Annotated in this window: 3 protein-coding genes; 2 read left to right on the top strand and 1 reads right to left on the bottom strand. The window is 72.5% G+C overall.

All coding sequences use genetic code 11. From position 1 onward, the window contains the following. On the bottom strand, positions 1 to 1,376 hold a 1,376-nt coding region (locus KK097_RS17715), incomplete at its 3' end, for an MFS transporter (protein WP_214545623.1). 102 nt (positions 1,377 to 1,478) lie between these two features. On the opposite strand from KK097_RS17715, the gene KK097_RS17710 reads away from it, so the two are divergent. Then, entirely contained in the window at positions 1,479 to 2,897 is a 1,419-nt protein-coding gene (locus tag KK097_RS17710; RefSeq protein WP_214545622.1) for an LLM class flavin-dependent oxidoreductase, read from the top strand. Then, the coding region (locus KK097_RS17705) for an acyl-CoA dehydrogenase family protein (RefSeq protein ID WP_214545621.1) at positions 2,894 to 4,114 on the top strand (1,221 nt) is incomplete at its 3' end. The genes KK097_RS17710 and KK097_RS17705, both read left to right, overlap by 4 nt.

The raw sequence follows: 4,114 nt of genomic DNA, 5'->3' as shown, positions 1-4,114 counted from the left end.
GGCCACGCGAAGCGAGCCCCCCGCGCCCACGTCCGCCGCCCGGGAGCGCCGAACCCGCGCGACTCCATCGCCACCGCGAACACCGCCGCCACGATCGTCAGCACCGCGTACACCCCGAGGTACCCGCACAGGATCCACGGCGAACCGCCCCCGAGCTGCACGAAGACCGCGGCCAGCAGCGGTGTCAGCCCGACCGAGAAGATCGACCCGATCTGGTACCCGAGCGACATCCCCGAGTACCGCCTCCCGGTCGGGAACTGCTCCGCGAACCACGCCGCCTGCGGCCCGTAGATGCTGTCGTGGAACACGCACATCCCGATCAGCGCCACGAACGGCAGCAGCACGAGCGGCCCGGCGTCGAGGAACGCGAAGAACGGCCAGATGAGCACGGCGATGCCCACCGCCGACCAGATCGTCAGCACCCGCCGCCCGACCCGGTCCGACAGCCACCCCCAGAACGGCGTCGACACGAGCGACACCGCCGAGATCACGAGCACGGCCTGCAGCCCGGCGTCCGAGCCCGCAGGGCCGCGCACGTTCCCGAGGTAGGTCAGCGAGTACGTCGTCAGGATCGAGTACAGCGCCGGCTGCACGAGGCGCAGGCCCGCGGTCACCAGGATCGACCGCGGGTGCTGCCGGATGGCCTGCCACACCGGGAACCGCTCGACCCGGCCGGAGTCCCGCAGCTCCTGGAACACCGGGGCGTCCTGCACGCCGAGCCGGATCACGAGCCCGACCGCCACGATCACCGCGGAGAACAGGAACGGCAACCGCCAGCCCCAGGCAAGGAACGCCTCGGTGCCGAGCAACGACCGCACGAGCGTGAAGACCCCGGTCGCCAGGAGCATCCCACCGGCCGACCCCATCTGCGTGAACGCCCCGAACAGCCCCCGGTGCCGCTCCGGCGCGTGCTCGACGGACAGCAGCGCCGAACCGCCCCACTCCGCACCGGCCGCGACGCCCTGCAGCAGCCGCAGGAACACCAGCGCCACGACGGCGCCGACCCCGATGGTCGCGGCGGACGGGATCACCCCGATCAGCGTGGACGCGATGCCCATCAGCACCAGCGACGCGACGAGCAGCTTCTTCCGCCCGATCCGGTCACCCAGGTGGCCGGCGATCACACCGCCGAGCGGCCGCGCCACGAACCCGACGCCGTAGGTCGCGAACGACGCGATGACCCCGACGGCCGGCGTCACGGACGGGAAGAACGTCGGCGCGAACACCAGCGCCGAGGCCGTCGCGTAGAGGTAGAAGTCGTAGTACTCGACGGTCGTCCCGACGAACGACGCGAGGGCGACCCGACGACGGGTCGCGGTGGTCGACGGTGCGGCGGGACGGCCTGGAGGCGCGGTGACGGTGGTCTGGCTCGGCATGCCTCAGGAGCATGGTCGCCGCCAGGGCCTCGGGGAACACCGCGCGTAACGCAAGGTCACCTCACTGTCGGCGGGCGGCGCCCGCCGACCACGATGGGACGCATGAGCGATGCACCGAACCGCCCGCTGCGCTTCGCGGCCTTCGTCATGAACACGACGTCGCACATCCAGCACGGCCTCTGGCGACACCCGGAGGCCCGGCAGGCCAACTTCGACGACGTGACGCTGTGGACCGACCTGGCGAGGACGCTCGAGCGCGGCAAGTTCGACGCGATGTTCTTCGCGGACGTCGTCGGCACGTACGGCCCCGGTCGCGGCGACTACGCGACCAACCTGCGCGAGGGACTCCAGATCCCCTCGAACGACCCCTCCGTGCTGCTCTCCGCGCTCGCCGTGTCCACCGAGCACCTCGGGCTGGCCTTCACCTCGAGCGTCATCCAGGCGCACCCGTTCGACTTCGCCCGCAAGGTCTCGACGCTCGACCACATCACCCGGGGTCGCATCGGCTGGAACGTCGTCACGAGCGCCCTCGACAGCGCCGCCCGGAACTTCGGCGCCGACCGGCTCGAGGAGCACGACGAGCGCTACGTCTGGGCCGAGGAGTACCTCGAGGTCTGCGCGAAGCTCTGGGAGGGCTCGTGGGAGGACGGCGCCGTGCTGAAGGACCCGGTGCGCGGTTACGCCGACCCCGAGAAGGTGCACCGCATCGACCACCACGGCACCCGCTACGACGTGCAGGGCCCGCACCTGAGCGCGCCGAGCCCGCAGCGGACGCCGGTGCTGTTCCAGGCCGGTTCGTCGCCGGCCGGCCGGGCATTCGCCGCCCGGAACGCCGAGGCCCAGTTCATCCTGACCTCGAACCGGGACGCCACCGAACAGCTCATCCGCGAGACCCGCGACCTGGCCGAGGCCGCTGGCCGGCAGCGGGACGACATCGCGTTCTTCCTCGGCCTGACCTTCGTCACCGGCTCCACGGAGGCCGAGGCGAAGGCGAAGGAGGCGGAGATCGACGAGTACCTGGCAGCCGACGGGTTCCTCGTGCACTCGAACCTCGGCTTCGACCCCGACACCGGCGAACCCCTCGACCCGGACACCCCGCTGTCCGAGGTCCGTACCCAGGCTGGGCAGTCGCACCTGCAGTGGCTCCGCGAGGCCGCCGGGGACCGAGAACCGACCATCGCCGACCTGGCCCGGCTGTCCGCGAAGCTCCGCGCCCGGGTCGTCGGCACGCCGGAGCAGATCGCCGACGAGCTCGCCGACTGGCAGCGGGTGGGCATCGACGGCGTCAACGTCATCAACTGGACGCTGCCCGGCTCGTACGAGGAGTTCGTCGACCACATCGCGCCGACCCTGCAGGAGCGCGGGCTGATGCAGTCCGAGTACCGCGAGGGGACCCTGCGCGAGAAGCTCTTCGGCCACGCACAGCTGCCGGACTCGCACCCCGCCAGGCGGTGGCGCGGGGCGTTCTCCGGCGGTGCGAGCGCGACCGAGGTACCCAACGCGGTGGAGGTGCCCGCATGACGGACGCGACGACGACCACCGGACGCGTGACGGGCCTCCCGGCCGACCGTCTGACGGCCCTGCGCGAACGCTTCGCGCCTGTGTTCGCGACCATCCGCGACGGCGCGGTCGAGCGTGAGCTCGCGTCGGGGACGCCGGGGGACCGGCCGTTGCCGCACGCCGAGGTCCGGGCGCTCGCCGACGCCGGGTTCGGGCGGCTGCGCGTGCCGGAGGACCGCGGCGGGTTCGGGGCGACGCTGGTCGAACTCGCGCACCTGGTGGCGGACCTGGCGGCGGCGGACTCGAACATCGCGCACCTGTGGCGGGGGCACTTCGGGTACACCGAACTGGTGCTGCTGCGGCCGTCGTCCGCTGGCCGGGACGAGTGGCTCCAGCGCATCGTCGACGGAGCGATCGTCGGCAACGCGACCTCCGAGCGGACCGGGACGACCCTGGCTGACATCTCGACGACGGTGACGCGGGCCGGTGATTCCCTCCGCCTCGACGGGCGGAAGTTCTACTCGACCGGCACGCTCTACGCGGACTGGATCTACCTGGCGGCGGACCGCGACGGGGAGCGCGTGACGTTCGCCGTCGACGCCTCCGCGCCGGGGGTGACGAGCATCGACGACTGGGACGGGTTCGGGCAGCGGTTGACCGCGTCCGGGACCACCGTGTTCGACGGGGTGTCGGTCGACCCGTCGGTGGTGTCGGCGTACCGGGACGCCCCGCTGTCGCACATCCAGGCCTTCTACCAGCTGTACCTGCTGGCGGTCCTCGCCGGGGTCGGGCAGGCCGTGTCCGACGACGCCGTGGCCTTCGTGCGGCCGCGGACCCGCACCTACATCCACGCGAACGCGGCGGTCCCGGGGGAGGACCCACAGGTGCTCGCGGTGCTCGGCAGGTTGTCGGCCGGGGCGTTCACGGCCCGGTCACTCGTCGCCGCCGCCGCGGGGCTGCTCGACGCGGTCGTCGCCACGAACGTGCCCGGCGTCGGGGTCGACCGTGCCCTGCTCGACGCAGCGGAGAACGCCGTGTACCAGGCACAGGTCGAGATCGGGCCGCGGGTGCTGCGGTCGGCGTCCGAGCTGTTCGAGGTCGGCGGGGCGTCCGCCGCGGACCGGACTCGGGCGCTGGACCGGCACTGGCGGAACGCGCGGGTGGTCGCGTCGCACAACCCAGCGGCCTACAAGGAGCGGATGGTGGGGGAGTACGCGCTGCACGGGCGGGGGCCGGTG

The organism is Curtobacterium flaccumfaciens (genome assembly GCF_018598405.1).
GTDB classification, from domain to species: domain Bacteria; phylum Actinomycetota; class Actinomycetes; order Actinomycetales; family Microbacteriaceae; genus Curtobacterium; species Curtobacterium aurantiacum.
This window is presented reverse-complemented; position numbering and strand designations above follow the sequence as displayed.

What these genes read in the sequence shown, in the direction of transcription:
- KK097_RS17710 (WP_214545622.1), top strand. Translation starts at nt 1,479, where the DNA reads ATGAGCGATGCACCGAACCGCCCGCTGCGCTTCGCGGCCTTCGTCATG.